The sequence below is a fragment of the Mammaliicoccus sp. G-M28 genome (assembly GCF_022386595.1).
GTDB classification, from domain to species: Bacteria; Bacillota; Bacilli; order Staphylococcales; family Staphylococcaceae; genus Mammaliicoccus; species Mammaliicoccus fleurettii.
Window position 1 is genome coordinate 19,760 of record NZ_JAJNIF010000008.1, and the last position, 16,336, is coordinate 36,095.

Here is a 16,336-nt window from a genome sequence, read left to right on the forward strand (position 1 = left end):
TTGGGAGGGCTGTTTTTATATTAATCGTCTAAAGTAACTGAGATGAATTCATCTTTAAATGGATGTTCGAATTCTATTTTATAACTGTGTAATTTTAATTGTCTAAGTTTACTATTGTTATATAAAGGGTCACCTACGACTGGGTGTCCTATTTCTGCTAAATGTACACGGATTTGGTGTGTTCTACCAGTATCTAATTTCAACTCTACTTCAGCTGTATGTTCATCTAACATATGACTTTCTATAATATGTGTAATTGCTCGTTGACCAGTTGGTGATACACGTCTTTTATTTGGATGGAATTTATCCTTACCTATTGGCATATCTATCGATTGTGGCTTAAGTGGTAACAAACTATCGACTTGAGCTTTATATGTTCGAGTGATTTTTCTATCTTCTAACATATGATCTAATATTTTTTTAGCAATCGGATGCTTTGCTACTAATAATAAGCCGACTGTTTCTTGGTCTAACCTATGAACAGGCTCAGTATAATCTGAATCTAATGTATAAATTACATGATTCATAAGTGTGTTTGCTTCCTTTAAATCGTTTGGATGCGTCTTTACGCCTTTAGGTTTAACAACAATTGCTAAATATTCATCCTCATATTTAACTTCAGCCAATCGATAACTCGATACATACTGACTCGTTTCATTAAGAGTAGGAATGTAAAGTTTATCTCCTTCACTTAATTTATCTCTTAATGTGCTTGCTTGTTCATTTATCGTAATCTCTTTTGACATTCTCAAAAGGTGTAGTTCTTTTTTAGGAAGGTGTAAAGATTTGAACATTTCTTCAATTGTTTGACCTTCATGTTTTGATGGTATTGTTATTTGCATAGTGTCCTCCAGGAATATTTCTCTTAAAATCAGGAAAAATTATATTATAACTAAAAATAAGCTATAATTAGTATAACAAGAAAATTAGATAAGGAGTATCATTCATGTCAAAATCAATCGATAATAATGAATTTAATGTAAGTATTAATACAAGACAAATGACTTTTGAAGATATAGACGAAGTTATTGAACTACAATCTAAATGTTTCCCAGGAATGGAACCATGGGAAAGAGCACATTTAGAAAGTCATTTAAAAATGTTCCCAAGAGGACAAGTAGTTGTTGAATTTGAAGGTGAAATTATAGGTTCATGTTCATCTCTTATAATAAATTTTGATGAATATGATGATAGACATACATGGGATAGTATTACGAATAACGGCTATATAACAAATCATAATGATCATGGTCATAATCTATATGGAATAGAAGTTATGGTTCATCCTGAGTATAGAGGAATGAAAGTTGGCGCAAGATTATACGAAGCAAGACGCGAAATTGCTTATGAACTAAATTTGAAAAGTATTATAATTGGTGGAAGAATTCCAAACTATCATGAATATAGTGATGAACTAACACCAAGAGAATATGTGCAAGGCGTAATTAAACATAGAATTAAAGATCCAGTCTTAACATTTCAATTGATGAATGATTTTACTTTAATGCGAATTAATCCTAATTATTTAAATGATGATGTTAAAAGTATGAAATATGCTACTTTAATGGAATGGAATAATCCTGATTATATCGCACGTAGTAACGTTCATTTTAAAACAAGTGAGCCAGTTAGAATATGTACAGTTAACTATATGATGAGAAAAATTAATTCTTTTGAAGAATTTGCTAATCAAATAGAATATTTCATTGACGTTGCTTATGATGCAGACAGCGACTTTATTGTGTTCCCCGAGCTTTTAACTACTCAATTAATGAGTTTCGATGAGCAAAGTAATCCTGCTGAATCTATTAGAAAATTAACGACTTATACATCTCAATATATAGAGATGTTTAATCAATTTGCTATGAAATACAATATAAATATAATTGGTGGTTCTCATTTCGTAGAAGAAGGAGAAGACATATATAATATTTCTTACTTATTCCGTCGTGATGGTTCTATTGAAAAACAATATAAAATACATGTAACACCTAATGAAAGAAAATGGTGGGGTGTGTCACCTGGTAATGGTGTAGAAGTTTTTGATACAGATTGTGGAAAAATCGCAATACAAATTTGTTATGATAGCGAATTTCCAGAAATGGCAAGAATAGCTACAGAAAAAGGAGCAAAAATAATATTTACACCATTTTCAACTGAAGATAGACAAAGTTATTTACGTGTAAAATATTGTTGCATGGCTAGAGCTATTGAGAACCAAATTTATACCGTAACTTCAGGAACTTGTGGTAACTTACCGCAAACTGAAAATATGGACATACAATATAGTGCTTCAGCAATATATTCACCATCTGATTATGGTTTTGCACGTGATGGCATAGTAGGAGAAACAGGTGAAAATCTAGAAATGGTAGCTATAGGTGAAATAGACTTAGAAGTATTAAGAAGAGGTAGAGAAAATGGGACAGTAAGACATCTTAGAGATAGAAGACATGATGTATATAATGTAACGCACAATCAATAATACTAAAGGTGATGTATATGGAGAAACCAACACGTACAAGTCTCTTAAAAGAAATAGCAGAATTTTTAAATGAAGAGACAGAAATGTACAGCATGATGCATGGAGCTCTCAAAAAATTAGTGAGTGGTAGTAATTTTCATACTGGCTGGATATTTTTTATTGATGAAGAGGGTAAACACGAGTTAGTTGCTGAAGAAGCCTTACCACCAGCACTAACACACAATAAATGCCAATATATGACTGAGGGTACGTGTTGGTGTGTTACTGCATATCAAAATAAAAAGTTAACTAAAGCTTCAAATATTATTTCATGTTCGAGAATTGTGAAAGCTACTAAAGAGCATCACGACAAAACTGATGGTATAACGCATCATGCAACGGTTCCTCTTAGGTCAGGTAATGAACAATTTGGATTATTGAATATTGCTACTCCTAATACGAAACGATATTCTGAAGAAGATTTAGAACTACTAGAATCAGTAGCATTTCAAATTGGTTCAGCTATAAAACGTATTTTTCTAACTGATCAAGAAAAAGAAGCAGCTCGTATTAACGAAAGAAACAGGCTTGCTAGAGATTTACATGATTCAGTTAATCAGATGTTGTTTTCTTTAAAAATAACAGCTCATGCAGCTAAAGGATTAAACGATCAACAAGCAGCTAAGGAAGCTTTCCAAACTATAGAAGATACGAGTCAAAGTGCTGTTAATGAGATGAGAGCACTTATATGGCAATTAAAACCGATAGGCTTAGAACAAGGATTGATTGCAGCAATTAAGCAATATAGCCAATTTATTCATATAGAACCAGAATTTGAAGTAGAAGGTTTAATAGACTTACCTAATACGATGGAAGAAAATATTTACCGTATTATTCAAGAATCATTGAATAATATTAATAAACACTCTGGACAAAAACGTGCAAAAATTTATTTAGAACAAAATAAATATGAATTTAAATCGCGTATAATAGATGAAGGAAGAGGCTTCGAAAATAATAAATTAGAAAATAACCTCTCACATGGTCTTAAAAATATGAAACAAAGAGTTCAATTTATGAAAGGTCGCATAGATATAAACTCTGAATTGAATAAAGGAACGGAAATCATTATATCTATTCCACTATAAATGTTAGGGGTATCACATATGAGTAATAAAATAATCTTAGTAGATGATCATCATATAGTAAGGCAAGGTTTAAGGTTTTTATTAGATACTGTTCCAAACTTTGATATTCTAGCAGACTTTTCAAGTGGGGCATTGTTATTAGATTACTTGGAGAATAATGAAAGTCCTGAAATAGTTCTATTAGATTTAGTGATGCCTGAAATGAATGGTATTGAAATAACTGAAATAGTGAAAAAGAAGTATCCAAATATCAAGATATTAGTTCTAACAAGTTTTTATGATGAAGAACATGTTATATCTGCACTTGATAAAGGAGCAGATGGATATGAAATTAAAGATGTAGAGCCTGAAGCGCTTATACAAACAATTAGAACAGTACTAAATGGAGAGAAGAAAATTCATCCTAAAGTACAGTCGATTATAACTGAAAGTTCTCAAAAACCACATAGAGAAAATAAATTATCGAAGAGAGAACTTGAAGTATTAGCCGAAATGGTCAAAGGAAAAACAAATAAAGAAATTGCAGAAACACTTTTTGTATCTGAAAAAACAATAAAAACACATGTGAGTCATATACTAAACAAACTGAAAGTATCAGATAGAACACAAGCAGCAGTATACGCAATGGAACATCAATTGATAAATTAAAATTTTTAATTTTATACGAGTAAGTATTGAAAAATTCAATACTTACTCGTATTTTATTATTGAATTAAAAATGAATTTAAAAAATAAATTTACAAATTGAAAGCGCTTAAAGTATAATAAGCTACAAGGGAGAAATGATTTTATATTATATAGGGGGTAATTTGTAGATGAAGGTAACAAAAAATTTAACTTTAAAAATCGTAATAGCCTTAATACTCGGTATTGTTGTCGGGTCAATTTTTAATATGTATGCAGGCAGTGGATTTGTTCAAAATACTAATCAGTATGTATTTAATGTACTAGGTCAAATATTTCTTAATTTAATCTTTATGCTTGTTGTACCAGTAGTATTTGTGTCAATTGTGCTTGGAGTAGTTGGTGTGGGTGATCCAAAGTTATTAGGTGGTATAGGACTTAAGACTGTAATATTTTTCTTAACTACTACAGCATTAGCAATTATAATAGCTATGGCATTAGCCTTAGTATTTAAACCAGGTGACGGACATTCAGATTTATTGAATAGTCAAGAAGTAAAAAAATATGGTGAAGAGCAAAAAGCTAAGTCAGGTGATACGGCTGCACCAGAAAATCAAACGTTCGATCAAACATTGATTAATCTGTTCCCTAAAAATCCAATGCAATCAATGGTTGAACAAGATATGCTTCCAATTATTACGTTTGCTATTTTTATTGGTATAGGAATGATTGCACTCGGTACGAAAGTTGAAGGTGTAAGGAAAGTATTTGAGCAGACTAACGATATACTCATGTATATCGTAACAATGATCATGAATTACTTTGCACCAATAGGAACATTTGGACTTGTTGCAACAGCTTTCACTAACGCTGGTTTTGGAGCAATTAAACAACTCGGAATGTACTTCTTTGTAGTGTTATTAGCATTAGCGGTTCACTTCTTTATAGTATATGGTGGCGCTGTTAAAATTCTAGGTGGTAAGAATCCGTTATGGTTCTTTAAAAAATTCTTCCCAGCAATGACTGTAGGATTTAGTTCATCTAGTTCAAATGCAACTTTACCGATATCATTAGAATGTACGAAAGATATGGGTGTAAGAAAAGAAATTAGTTCGTTTGTACAGCCGTTAGGCGCAACCATTAATATGGATGGTACAGCAATTATGCAAGGTGTTGCCACTATCTTTATTGCTCAAGTATCTGGCATAGACTTAACTGTTATGCAAATGATTACTGTTGTTCTTATCGCAGTAATTGCTTCTATTGGAACAGCAGGTGTACCAGGAGTAGGATTAGTAATGTTAGCTATGATATTAACATCAATTGGAATAAACCCAGCAGCAATAGGTATGATCATAGGTATAGATAGACTACTTGATATGACAAGAACGGCTGTAAATATTACAGGTGATGCAGCATGTGCGTTAATTTTATCTGAAAGAGAAAAATCAAAGTTAGCAAAATAATTATAATTTAACGTATTAAAGGGGTAAATTGATATTAAATTCAATTTACCTCTTTTATTTTGTCCTGAAATGTATTATGATGATACTTGTGCTGAAAAAAATCGTGTATTTTTGCAACATATTAAATCAATTAATAATATATATTAAGAAGAAAGGTAGATATAGATGGATAAACAAACATTTACAACGATAATCCAAACAAAATTTAAAATGGTTCGTATTGAGGCAGGTTATACTCAGGATACTATGGCGAATACAGTTGGATTATCTAAAAAGACTTTAGTACAAATTGAAAAAGAGAGAGTTCTACCAAACTGGACAACATGTGTTTCTATATGTGCTTTATTTAGAGATTCAGATGTTTTAAACACAACATTTGGCTGTGATCCATTAGAAGTTATTCAAATTATATCTCGTCATCATTGTGCATACCCTAACCATGACAACACGAGTGATATTTATTGGGTAACACTTGATGCTAAATCAGGATATATTTTACAATCAAACAAAAAAACAGATTTGTATAGAGTATTAAATGAAGAACGCCAACCTATCTTCGGAACTGCTAAGAAACGTGAAGCAGAAACTTATTTCTTACGTAAGACACAATCATTATTTGTATAATATTTGTTAAAAGCTACTTCTTAGATTATTCTAAAGAAGTAGCTTTTTTAGAAGGAGAATTCCAATGTCAACAATTTTAACAATTATAAGCATGATGGTAATTGGTGCGATAATAGGTGGATTCACAAATTTTATTGCAATTAAAATGTTATTCCATCCTTACCACGAAAAAAGACTGTTTGGCTATAAATTGCCATTCACTCCAGGTTTAATACCGAAAAGAAGAAACGAATTATCAGAAAAAGTTGGAGAAATGGTTACAAAGCATCTTCTCACTCCAGAAGTATTTAAAGAGAAACTTGTTAATCCTAGTACACAACATGTTCTAGAAGATACCATTAAAGTTCAATTTGATACATTGAAAAAGAAAAAGTATACTATACAACACTTTGTAGATAGAATTGATTATCCGCTAGAAGAAAAAATTAATAATACGCTTAACACTACAATTCAACAAAAAGTTGATAAATATTATGAAACTCATAAGAATGAACAACTTCAAAGTCTGATACCAGTTGAAATATTTGAACAACTTAGTCAACAAGTTAATCGTGTGACACCAGAAATTTTAACTAAAATTGATGAATATTTATCTTCTGAAAAAGGGGAGCAAGATATTCATTCGATGGTAGAAGAATTTTTTGAGCAAAAAGGGAAAATGGTCGGTATGATACAAATGTTTATGACAACCGAAGAGATAGTGGATAGAGTGAAGAAAGAACTTAAAAATGTCATCAAACAAGAAAAAATTGAAAATATGATTGATTTACAAGTCCAAAAACAATATGAGAAGTGGATGTCTAAACCTTTAGAAGATGTGTTAACAAGTGAAAGGAAAGACAAAGCTAAATTATTAATTGCTGAAGAGTTAACTCATTCTATAAATGTTAATCGCTATTTAAATACACCACTTTACGAGTTAGTACCAAACTTATTCGTTTATATGGAAGGTGAAGGTACTGAGAGATTTATTGAGTATATGATTCGTAAAGTAGGAGACAATATTAGTTTGATACTAGAACGAATGAAATTAGCCGAATTAATAAAAGGTCAAATTGACAGATTTGAATTATCTTACTTAGAAAAATTAGTTATCGAAATTTCTAATAAAGAATTAAAATTAATCACTTTACTTGGTTTTGTATTAGGTGGAATTATTGGATTATTACAAGGAATAATCGCTATTTTTGTATAAGAAGTAGAAGTGTGATACAGTATTATTGGAATTGATATTCTAATACATTTATTTAATATAGGAGCGAATTTATTATGGCAGAAGTAAACATTTACGACAAAGCAAATGAACTAGAACAAACTTTACGTGAAAGTGAAGAATATAACAAAATTAAAGAACAATATGAAAAAGTTAATGCAAATCCTGAAACTAAAAAATTATTCGATGAATTCCGTGAAATTCAATTAGAATTACAAACAAAACAAATGCAAGGCGAAGAAATTTCAGAAGTAGATATCGCTAGAGCTCAAAAATCTGCTCAAGAAATTGAACAAAATGAAACAATCGCTGAATTAATGCAAGCTGAACAAGCTATGAGTCAATTAATTCAAGATTTAAACCGTGTAATCATGAGACCATTAGAAGATATCTATGGTAGCCTTGAAGAAAACCAAGAAGGTTAATATATTATCTTTCTTGTGAACCTTATTAGATACAATCTTGTATCTAATAAGGTTTTTTTATTGTCGTAAGTCTGCTTTCTTGTTCGTCCAATGTATCGTATAGTCTTGGAATATGGTAAAATTAAAGCATTAAAAGTCTTTATAAAATCTGATTATTCTATTGTTTGAGCTTGAATAAAATAATTAAGAATGAGCTAAAATTGAAAGAGGTTAGGTATATGATTAAATTTATACATTGCGCGGATTTACACCTTGATAGTCCATTTAAGTCTAGACATTATTTAAGCCCTTCTATTTTAAACGACGTAAAACAAAGTGCATATAATAGCTTTACAAAAATTGTAGATGAAGCTATTAAAGAACAAGTAGATTTTGTTGTTATTGCAGGAGATTTATTTGATCAAGATAATAGAACGCTTAGAGCAGAAGTGTTTTTAAGAGAGCAGTTTATTAGACTAGAGCAAGAACAAATATTTGTATATATTATACATGGTAACCATGATCCTTTATCTGTAGGTGTTCATACTTTATGGCCAGAGAATGTGACGGTGTTTACTGACAAAGTATCTACATATCAACTGATCACTAGAAATGGTCAAGTTGTTTATTTACACGGATTTAGTTATCAAAAAGATCAAAGTTATGAAAATAAAGTTGATGAATATCCTGAATCAACCGGTAATAAAGGTATACATATTGGTGTATTACATGGTACTTATTCGCAAGCTTCAGACGTAAAGAAAAGATATACTGAATTTAATATTGAAGACTTAAATAGCAAGTTATACCATTATTGGGCATTAGGCCACATACATGAAAGAGCAATGATTAGTGAACTTTCTCAAATACATTATTCAGGTAATATACAAGCTCGCCACTTTAAAGAAAAAGGTGAAAAAGGATATTTGCTTGTTGAAGGTGATGAATCTAAATTACAGGCTACTTTTAAACCAACCCAGTACATACGTTTTGAAAAAGCAATAATAGAAACTAAAGCTCAAGGTAAACATGCTTTATATGAAGCAATTCAAAAATTCAAAGATAGCGTACGTACTGAAGGTAAAGCATTTTACCAATTAGATGTTTATGTTAAACACGATGAAGTACTTAAACAAGATGAAATCAATCAAGTGATACAGCTCATTCAAGAATATGAAGAAAATCAAACAAACTTTATTTTTATAGAACAACTAAATGTCTTTTTTGAACAAGACTCTGAAGTTGCATTAGCAAATGAATTTAACGATGATATTTTACAAGATGAAACCATTCTTGAAAATGCATTAAGTGATTTATATATGAACCCTAAAGCCAATCGTTTCTTAGATCCATACAGTGATGTAGATAAAGAAGCATTAATTGAACGTGGGGAAGCTATTTTAAAAAGAAGAATGAGAGGTTAAAGCGATGAAAATTAAATCCTTAGAAATTTATGGCTATGGCCAACTCATGTCTAGAAAAATTAAATTTGATCAAAGTTTTATGCAAATATATGGTGAGAACGAAGCAGGTAAGTCTACTATTCAAGCATTTATACATTCAATACTATTTGGTTTTCCAACAAAAAAAGAGAATGAGCCAAGATTAGAGCCAAGACTTGGTAATCAGTATGGTGGTAAATTAGAACTTGAATTCGATGGACAAAAAGTAGAAGTAGAAAGAGTTAAAGGCCGTGTAACAGGTGACGTCAAAGTGTATCTTTCAAACGGCAAAATAAAAGACGAAGAATGGCTCAAACAAAAGATTAATTTTATAAATAAAAAAACATACCAAGGAATATTCTCATTTAATGTATTAGGGTTGCAAGATATTCATAAAAATTTAACTGAAGATCAACTTCAAATGTATTTATTGCAAGCTGGTGCTTTAGGATCAACTGAATTTACGGGTATGAGTGATTTGATGCAAAGTGAAAAAGAAGCACTTTACAAAAAGAACGGTAAGAATCCTGTATTAAATGTTCAGTTAGAACAATTAAACGATTTAGAAATAAAAATTAAAAACGAAGAAAAGAAACTATCTGAATATGAAAGACTACAAGATGAAAGAGATAAAATATCTAGAAGACTTAATCAGTTAAAAGATAATCTTGGAAATCTTACAAATAGATTAACAAGTAAAGAAAAGGAAATATCTTTACATAATGAAGTTGTAGAATGGAAGAAACTAGAGAGTAATTTAAATATTGAACCTTATGAATTCCCTGAACAAGGTATTGAAAGATATGAATCTGCAGTTCGTTCTAATGAAAGTATTAAGCGTGACTTAACCTTAAGAAATGAAAAGCTTGCACAAGTAGTACATACATTAGATAACGTAAAAGTCATGTCTGAAAGAGATGAAAAAGCCTTAAATAGTATTAGACAACGTGAATCGGATATTAAAGAAAAACAGCAAGAATTAAAACAACTAAATAAACAAATTGATGATTCTGAAAGAGATAACGAGTTGTTACGCCAAGATATCGGCTGGAATGATGAATATTTAGATGTTGATACATCTGAAGCTATGAAGACGCATATTGCAGAAGTGAATCGAATTAAAGAAGAAAATGTAGCAGAACGTGAGCAAATTAAACGTTCTATGAACCAACTTGATATTGAAAGAGAAAGATATAATAACAATATCGATAGACTACATAACGATTTAGTGTCTGATGAGAACTATGAACAAAAGAAAGTTTATAATCAAAAAGCTTTAGAACTAGGTGAGAAGAAGTCACTTTATAAAAAAATGGAAGAAAGTTTCATTAAGCAAAAAGAAGAAAGTGAAAAAAGAAGTAAGCAATATCGACTATTTTCAGTAATAGGCGGTTTATTATTAATCGCAATCGCAATATATGCATTCATTGCTTCTCAAGTTTTATTTAGTGGCATTTTCGCAATTGTAGGGATTATATTAGTCGTTTTATCATTCTTTATTAAATCAAAAGATTTAGACCATGACCAAGCTTTTTCTAAAGAAATTGACGAATTAGAGGAAAAGGTTAAACATCTAAAACAATTTTATGATTTAGATTTTAACTTAGATGAACAAACGAAGATCAGACAAGAATTGGAAGGTTATTATCAGTCACAAGAAATTTTATCTTCAAAGCAGTCTGAATTGAAGAAAGAATTAGAAAAAGTTGAAGCAATTATTGATAATAAAGAAAGTGCATTACAAGAAACTAAAGCTAGTATTCATGTTTCAAATCAACTATCATCTCAGTTGTTAAACGACGCATTAACAACAATTAAGAAAATTAAACAAAACAGATTAGAGATTAATCGATTAACTAAATTAAGAGATGAAAAGAATTCGGATCTTGAAGCGTTTTACCGTGAAGCAGAAAGTATTGTTAGTCATGCACGATTACATTACCAAAAGATTTCATTATTCCACGATGTAAAACAAGCATTAGATGAACATCAAAAAGAATTTAATATTCAATCAAGAAATATTGAGCAACAAGCACTACTAACTAATGAAATTAATGCATTAAAAGAAAGATTGGACGAAAATAACAACGTCATAAATTCACTATTTAGTTACATTAATGTATTCGATGAAGAAGCGTATTATCGTCATTATAAAGCATATATTTCTTATAATGAGGACATGGAGAGATTTGACTATTTAACAGCGTTACTAAATAATCAAAATTATGATTATGATAAAAATACTCAACTTAGTTATATGACTAAAACAGATTTAGAAAATGAAAGAAATCAATTAGAACTTCAAGTAGACGAATACAATGATAATTATTTAAATGTACAAGCTGAACTTAGTGATTTAAATGCTAAAATTAATCACATGGAAACTGATGAAACATTATCTGCATTAAGACATGAATATCATTTACTTAAAGATAAAGTTAATGAAACTGCTAATGATTGGGCAGCGTTAAGCTATTTACAAAACTTAGTAGAAGCGCATATTAAGCAAATCAAAGATAAAAGATTACCTTATGTCGTAAAAGATGCAACTGATATCTTAAATACATTAACTGAAGGCAGATATACTCAAGTTATCTATGAAGAACAAAATGTTCAAGTAAGACATCAAAATGGTCAAGTATTCCATCCAACAGAGTTAAGTCAGTCTACAAAAGAATTGTTATACATTGCACTTAGATTTAGCCTTATAAAATCATTGCATAAATATTATCCATTCCCAATAATAGTTGATGATGCATTTGTTCACTTTGATAAACACCGTAAAGAAATTATGATTAAATATTTAATGAGTATGTCAGAAGATATTCAAATACTTTACTTTACATGTAATAAAGACCAGAATGTACCTCAAAAGCAAACAATAACTCTGACAAAAATAGAAGGAGCTAAGAGTAAATGAGAACAATAGAAACATTAAAGCCAGGAGATACAGTTGACCACTATTTCTTAATACATCGTGCAAATCAAGGAGTAACAGCCCAAGGAAAGCCTTATATGACACTTTACTTGAAAGATAAGAGTGGTGATATAGAAGCTAAAGTATGGACTGTAACAGCTGAAGATATTAAACTACTTGTACCGGAGACAATTGTAAGAGTTAAAGGCGACGTTATAGATTATCGTGGTCGTAAACAAATGAAAATAAATCAGTTTAGAGTAGCAGTAGAAGAAGATGGTGTAAAATTAGAAAACTTTTTAGAAGCTGCGCCATTAACAATAGATGAAATGTCAGAAGAAATTATGACATTTTTATTAGATATTGAAAATGCTAAACTACAAAGAATAACTCGTATATTACTTAAAAAATATCAAAAAGAATATTTCACATTCCCAGCAGCAAGTTCACATCATCATGACTTCGTTTCAGGATTAAGTTATCATGTTGTAACAATGTTGAGACAAGCAAAAGCATTGTGTGATATATATCCAATACTAAATAGAAGTTTATTATATAGTGGTATTATTTTACATGACTTAGGAAAAGTAAAAGAACTATCAGGTCCAGTCGCTACTACTTATACAGTAGAAGGTAATTTATTAGGTCATATCTCAATAGTAAGTGATGAAATATCACAAGTAGCTAAAGAGCATAATATAGAAGGCGAAGAAGTATTGTTGCTAAGACATTTAGTGTTAAGTCATCACGGTAAATTAGAATATGGATCACCAAAATTACCAATGGTTAAAGAAGCGGAGATATTGCACTTTATTGATAATATTGATGCTAGAATGATGATGTTTGAAAAACACCTTAAAAAAGTAGATAAAGGTCAATTTACAGAACGAATCTTTGCATTAGAAAATAGACAATTTTATAAGCCAGAATCATTGGATTAATAATATTAGAGACTGGAGCATATTTCCTAACTCAAAATAAATAAGCATATCACTATAAAACTGAAGAATTCAGTTAAGTGATATGCTTATTTTATATATTACGATTTTGTATGTGCATTTGCCAGGGGGTATGGCTCGAGCCTGTAGTCTCTCACACATACTATTCCCTCAGGCGTCCGCACTATACAAAATCGTTGGTAATATTTATTTTTTTAAATCTTGCGATTTTGTATGTGCATGCTTGCCAAGGGGTATGGCTCGAGCCTGTAGTCTCTCACGCATACTATTCCCTCAGGCGTCAGCACTACAAAATCGTTGGTAATATTTATTTTTTTAAATCTTACGATTTTGTATGTGCATGCATTTGCCAAGGGGTATGGCTCGAGCCTGTAGTCTCTCACGCATACTATTCCCTCAGGCGTCCGCACTTACAAAATCGTTGGTAATATTTATTTTTATATAGAAAACAGGTGTCTCTAAGAGTTAGCTAAATGATTCTCATTAAAATACTAGGACATTTATGTTAAAGGCAATTAATCTTAAGTGTCTATATTTACATAAGTTGAGAAAAGTGTGAGTATGGATGCCTATATTCACATAAATGGAAAGAAGTGTAAATAAGGATGCCTATGTTAACACAAGTCGAAGGAAGTGTGAGCAAGGGTATCTGTATTCACACAAGTCGAGAGAAGTGTAAGTAAGGATGCCTATATTCACATAAGTAGAGAGAAGTGTGAGCAAGGGTAACTATATTCACACAAGTCAGTAGAAGTGTAAGTAAGAGAACCTATATTTATACACAAAAAACCTCATTTCAATAATGAGGTTTTTTGTGTACTATTAGCTAGCAGACTGTTGTTGTGCTGCTTGCATTTGTTGTTGCTGTAATGCTTTTTCGTTTAAAATGTTATCTTCTATAGATTTCTTAATTTCTTTATCTTTGTAATCTACTTTGTATTCATCTAATAATTTTTTGTATGCATTAATGATGATTTTAGGATCTTTTTGAATTTTCAATTGACGATATTGTTCTTTAAGGCTCTCTTTTTCTTTTTTACTTGCTTCGCCTTTATCGGCTTTTATAATATGATAACCGTATTGCGATTTAACAACATCTGAAATTTCACCGTCTTTAAGTTTAAATAATGCTTTTTCAAATGCTTCGTCCATTTGACCTTTCATTACGAAACCAAGTGAACCGTTTTTAGATTTAGTACCTTCGTCTTGTGTTTCTTTTTTAGCAATTTTTTCGAAGTCATCTGGGTTTTTCTTGATTTGAGCTAGTATGTCATCAGCTTTTTTCTTAGCTGCTTTATCACTCATGCCATCTTGTGAATCTTTTGATTTAACTTTTATTAAGATATGAGAACCTTTTTTAGTGTTTTTATCTATTTCTTTATCAGAAACTTTTACTGCATCATTGATGAATTCTTCTTGATATTTAGAAGTTTTTTGAGAATCTTTAAAGTCTTCTAAAGTTGCACCAGGTTTTTCTTGTTGAAGTGCTTCTTCAAATTTTTTCTTACCACCATATTGCTCGATTTGTTTATCAACTTGTTTATCCAATTTCTTAGTATCAACTTTGTCATCATATTTATCTTTTAAGACTTTGTTAAGTACAATTTGGAATGCATTTTGGGCTACTTCATTGTTACCCATTTTGTCTAAAACATCTTGTGAAGTAACATTTCCAGCTTTAGATTCTACTAAAGTTTCTCCAGAGTTGTCTGAACCGTTACCACAAGCGCCTAAAGTTAATACTGATGCCGAAAGTGTTATAGGTAACACCATTTTTTTAATTGATTTCATTAATAGAACTCCTTTTGTAAGAATACAATGATAAATATAGCATATTTGGTAATTTAATTACAAAAATTTATCTATAATTGTTGCGTATCCAGTGAACGTTTTGTTAACAATTCAATTCCGTTCTTTCTTTCTTCGATATATGTTCCTCTTTTTGTAAATAAAATAATTTTCAGATATAGTAAGTCAATGATGGATATACCAGTATTTATAGACATTATAAAGAGAATGTAATGACCATACTGTGGAATAATATTTATTAACACAAGTGATAGGGTAGTTAACGTAATCAAAGGACATACAAGTGCAAAGCAAAATACAATTTTGTTAACTGGTTGATCCACTCTAATATTATATAGTGGTAATGCACGTTTCGCCTTAGTCGTTTTATTCATTTTAAATGACTTACGATAATAAATGAGTACAATCAAATGCAGTAATTTATGGATTGGATAAATTAAGCAAAGGACGAATAAGAATAAAATAAACTTATCGTCCTTTAATGGTTGAGTTTGTATATAATTAAATATTTCGTAAGTGACTATAAATGTTAAAAATGATACTAAAGCACTAATTAATACAATTCTCTGTAGTCCGTACCGAGAGTGTATATTGATTGATTTAGAACAAACAAACATAAGATATGTCACCTTCTAAGTTATGATTTATCTTGATATTATGCATCATCCTCAGAGCGTTCGTCAAGTAGATATTTTCTTAATTGTTCATGATTTTGTTCTATATGATTTATGAAGTCGCTACCGTATATTTGACCAACAATATATTTTACATCAGTAAACTCTGGCATATTATACATAACTTTTTCATAATCAGTTGCAATTTCGTATAATCTATTCGTATCATTTGTATAACTTACATATGTTTTTCTTAAAACTTCAAGCCCTTTGTCGGTTAATTCTAAATATGTCGTACGTTTATCGTGTTGGCTTTTTGGCATAGTTAAATAACCACGTTTTTCTAAATTCTTAGCAAAGTTGAAAACCGTGGAAACGTGCATCACGCCATATTTACTCACTTCTGAAATAGTTGCTTCATCCAAACTTCTTATAATGATAAGAATGTGATGCTCATTAATATTTAAATCAAATGGTTTGATCCACTGTTGCCAATCTTTTTCAATAGTCTTCCATAAAGCTTTAGATAATTGTGAAACTTTATGAGTGAATAACATTTTTTCAATCATGTCCCGTTCGTTCGTCATAGTTAAATCCCCCTTTGTTAGTATAATAAAAGCATGATACTGATGTATCATGCTTACATATAACA

14 protein-coding genes are annotated in these 16,336 nt (G+C 30.4%); 10 read left to right on the forward strand and 4 right to left on the reverse strand.

What is annotated here, in order from left to right; translation table 11 throughout:
* Positions 1-20: 20 nt before the first annotated feature.
* Positions 21-842, reverse strand: a complete 822-nt coding sequence (locus LQ609_RS08405) for an RluA family pseudouridine synthase (RefSeq protein WP_078357630.1) — start codon at positions 840-842, stop codon at positions 21-23.
* A gap of 104 nt (positions 843-946) precedes the next feature.
* Between LQ609_RS08405 and LQ609_RS08410 the strand changes: the two genes are divergently transcribed.
* The 10 genes from LQ609_RS08410 (at position 947) to yhaM (ending at position 13,243) form a co-directional block, all read left to right on the forward strand.
* Positions 947-2,485: a bifunctional GNAT family N-acetyltransferase/carbon-nitrogen hydrolase family protein gene (locus tag LQ609_RS08410; RefSeq protein ID WP_078357629.1), complete on the forward strand. Its 1,539-nt coding sequence runs from the start codon at positions 947-949 to the stop codon at positions 2,483-2,485.
* A 17-nt stretch (positions 2,486-2,502) separates the two neighbouring features.
* Positions 2,503-3,612, forward strand: a complete 1,110-nt coding sequence (locus LQ609_RS08415) for a GAF domain-containing sensor histidine kinase (protein WP_078357628.1) — start codon at positions 2,503-2,505, stop codon at positions 3,610-3,612.
* A gap of 18 nt (positions 3,613-3,630) precedes the next feature.
* Positions 3,631-4,260, forward strand: a complete 630-nt coding sequence (locus LQ609_RS08420) for a LuxR C-terminal-related transcriptional regulator (protein WP_078357627.1) — start codon at positions 3,631-3,633, stop codon at positions 4,258-4,260.
* A 167-nt stretch (positions 4,261-4,427) separates the two neighbouring features.
* Entirely contained in the window at positions 4,428-5,702 is a 1,275-nt protein-coding gene (locus LQ609_RS08425; protein ID WP_078357626.1) for a dicarboxylate/amino acid:cation symporter, read from the forward strand.
* A 165-nt stretch (positions 5,703-5,867) separates the two neighbouring features.
* Positions 5,868-6,326 carry an XRE family transcriptional regulator XdrA gene (gene xdrA / locus LQ609_RS08430; protein WP_078357625.1) on the forward strand — a complete coding sequence of 153 codons (459 nt, stop codon included), beginning with the start codon at positions 5,868-5,870 and terminating at the stop codon, positions 6,324-6,326.
* A 64-nt stretch (positions 6,327-6,390) separates the two neighbouring features.
* Positions 6,391-7,521 carry a DUF445 domain-containing protein gene (locus LQ609_RS08435; protein ID WP_078357624.1) on the forward strand — a complete coding sequence of 377 codons (1,131 nt, stop codon included), beginning with the start codon at positions 6,391-6,393 and terminating at the stop codon, positions 7,519-7,521.
* A 74-nt stretch (positions 7,522-7,595) separates the two neighbouring features.
* Entirely contained in the window at positions 7,596-7,964 is a 369-nt protein-coding gene (locus LQ609_RS08440; RefSeq protein ID WP_078357623.1) for a YlbF/YmcA family competence regulator, read from the forward strand.
* 218 nt (positions 7,965-8,182) lie between these two features.
* The gene (locus LQ609_RS08445) at positions 8,183-9,367 is read left to right on the forward strand and encodes a metallophosphoesterase family protein (RefSeq protein ID WP_078357622.1); all 1,185 of its coding nucleotides are present in this window, start codon (positions 8,183-8,185) and stop codon (positions 9,365-9,367) included.
* Between the two features lie 4 nt (positions 9,368-9,371).
* Positions 9,372-12,305: an ATP-binding protein gene (locus LQ609_RS08450; RefSeq protein ID WP_239734579.1), complete on the forward strand. Its 2,934-nt coding sequence runs from the start codon at positions 9,372-9,374 to the stop codon at positions 12,303-12,305.
* Positions 12,302-13,243 carry a 3'-5' exoribonuclease YhaM gene (gene yhaM / locus LQ609_RS08455; protein ID WP_078357620.1) on the forward strand — a complete coding sequence of 314 codons (942 nt, stop codon included), beginning with the start codon at positions 12,302-12,304 and terminating at the stop codon, positions 13,241-13,243. Before LQ609_RS08450 ends, yhaM begins: the two co-directional genes overlap by 4 nt.
* Positions 13,244-14,083: 840 nt before the next feature.
* On the opposite strand, the gene LQ609_RS08460 is transcribed toward yhaM, so the two are convergent.
* The 3 genes from LQ609_RS08460 to LQ609_RS08470 all read right to left on the reverse strand — a co-directional run bounded on the left by LQ609_RS08460 (position 14,084) and on the right by LQ609_RS08470 (position 16,271).
* Entirely contained in the window at positions 14,084-15,052 is a 969-nt protein-coding gene (locus tag LQ609_RS08460; RefSeq protein ID WP_239734580.1) for a peptidylprolyl isomerase, read from the reverse strand.
* Positions 15,053-15,123: 71 nt separating this feature from the next.
* Positions 15,124-15,687 (reverse strand): DUF3267 domain-containing protein, encoded by a 564-nt coding sequence (locus tag LQ609_RS08465; protein WP_107509874.1) that lies wholly within the window; start codon positions 15,685-15,687, stop codon positions 15,124-15,126.
* A gap of 38 nt (positions 15,688-15,725) precedes the next feature.
* A complete protein-coding gene (locus tag LQ609_RS08470; protein WP_078357617.1) occupies positions 15,726-16,271 on the reverse strand; it encodes an HTH-type transcriptional regulator Hpr in 546 nt (181 codons plus the stop codon).
* Positions 16,272-16,336: the final 65 nt, after the last annotated feature.

What these genes read in the sequence shown, in the direction of transcription:
- LQ609_RS08405 (WP_078357630.1), bottom strand. Translation starts at nt 842, where the DNA reads ATGCAAATAACAATACCATCAAAACATGAAGGTCAAACAATTGAAGAA.
- LQ609_RS08410 (WP_078357629.1), top strand. Translation starts at nt 947, where the DNA reads ATGTCAAAATCAATCGATAATAATGAATTTAATGTAAGTATTAATACA.
- LQ609_RS08415 (WP_078357628.1), top strand. Translation starts at nt 2,503, where the DNA reads ATGGAGAAACCAACACGTACAAGTCTCTTAAAAGAAATAGCAGAATTT.
- LQ609_RS08420 (WP_078357627.1), top strand. Translation starts at nt 3,631, where the DNA reads ATGAGTAATAAAATAATCTTAGTAGATGATCATCATATAGTAAGGCAA.
- LQ609_RS08425 (WP_078357626.1), top strand. Translation starts at nt 4,428, where the DNA reads ATGAAGGTAACAAAAAATTTAACTTTAAAAATCGTAATAGCCTTAATA.
- xdrA (WP_078357625.1), top strand. Translation starts at nt 5,868, where the DNA reads ATGGATAAACAAACATTTACAACGATAATCCAAACAAAATTTAAAATG.
- LQ609_RS08435 (WP_078357624.1), top strand. Translation starts at nt 6,391, where the DNA reads ATGTCAACAATTTTAACAATTATAAGCATGATGGTAATTGGTGCGATA.
- LQ609_RS08440 (WP_078357623.1), top strand. Translation starts at nt 7,596, where the DNA reads ATGGCAGAAGTAAACATTTACGACAAAGCAAATGAACTAGAACAAACT.
- LQ609_RS08445 (WP_078357622.1), top strand. Translation starts at nt 8,183, where the DNA reads ATGATTAAATTTATACATTGCGCGGATTTACACCTTGATAGTCCATTT.
- LQ609_RS08450 (WP_239734579.1), top strand. Translation starts at nt 9,372, where the DNA reads ATGAAAATTAAATCCTTAGAAATTTATGGCTATGGCCAACTCATGTCT.
- yhaM (WP_078357620.1), top strand. Translation starts at nt 12,302, where the DNA reads ATGAGAACAATAGAAACATTAAAGCCAGGAGATACAGTTGACCACTAT.
- LQ609_RS08460 (WP_239734580.1), bottom strand. Translation starts at nt 15,052, where the DNA reads ATGAAATCAATTAAAAAAATGGTGTTACCTATAACACTTTCGGCATCA.
- LQ609_RS08465 (WP_107509874.1), bottom strand. Translation starts at nt 15,687, where the DNA reads ATGTTTGTTTGTTCTAAATCAATCAATATACACTCTCGGTACGGACTA.
- LQ609_RS08470 (WP_078357617.1), bottom strand. Translation starts at nt 16,271, where the DNA reads ATGACGAACGAACGGGACATGATTGAAAAAATGTTATTCACTCATAAA.